Here is a 627-nt window from a genome sequence, read left to right as displayed (position 1 = left end):
GTAAGCGTCCGCCCATCACACCTTGTCAGGTGTAGCCGGCTTCCAGTTGTGGGGCAACAGTTCGTCGATGGTGTTGTTTTTCTGAGTCGGCAAGCGGGTCAGCACATCCTTCAGATAGGCATAGGGATCATGCCCGTTCAGCTTGGCGGACTGGATCAGGGTCATCACCGCAGCCGCCCGTTGGCCACTGCGAAGTGATCCCGCGAACAACCAGTTGCTGCGGCCCAATGCCCAGGGTCGGATCTGGTTTTCCACCCAGTTGTTGTCGATGGGCACCGCACCATCGTCCAGGTAACGCGTCAGCGCTTCCCAACGTTTGAGACTGTAATCCAGGGCTTTGGCCGTGCCGGAGCCATCCGGCACTTTCTGGCGATGCGCCAGCATCCATTGATGCAGTGCCTCAGCCAGTGGTTTGGCTCTGGCTTGTCGGATGTCCCGACGCTTATCCGGCGGCAGGTCTTTGATTTCCCGCTCGATCTCGTAGAGCCCGCCGATGTAATCCAGGGCCTTGGCGGCCAGTTCGCTCTTGTTGGCCTCGTGCAGGTCGTAGAACTTGCGTCGGGCGTGGGCCATACAGCCGATTTCGGTGATCCCGTTACCGAACCCGGCCTTGTAGCCGGCGTAGTC

At 60.0% G+C, this 627-nt stretch carries 1 protein-coding gene; it reads right to left on the bottom strand.

Annotated elements, in window-relative coordinates; genetic code table 11:
* Window positions 1-15: 15 nt before the first annotated feature.
* A partial coding sequence (tnpC, locus tag Q668_RS14675) for an IS66 family transposase (RefSeq protein WP_022990385.1) occupies window positions 16-627 on the bottom strand: 612 nt, incomplete at its 5' end.

Source organism: Marinobacter sp. ES-1, assembly GCF_000475255.1.
Taxonomy (GTDB): domain Bacteria; phylum Pseudomonadota; class Gammaproteobacteria; order Pseudomonadales; family Oleiphilaceae; genus Marinobacter; species Marinobacter vinifirmus.
Note: the sequence above shows the minus strand (reverse complement) of the source record. Positions and strands in the feature narration are given on the sequence as shown.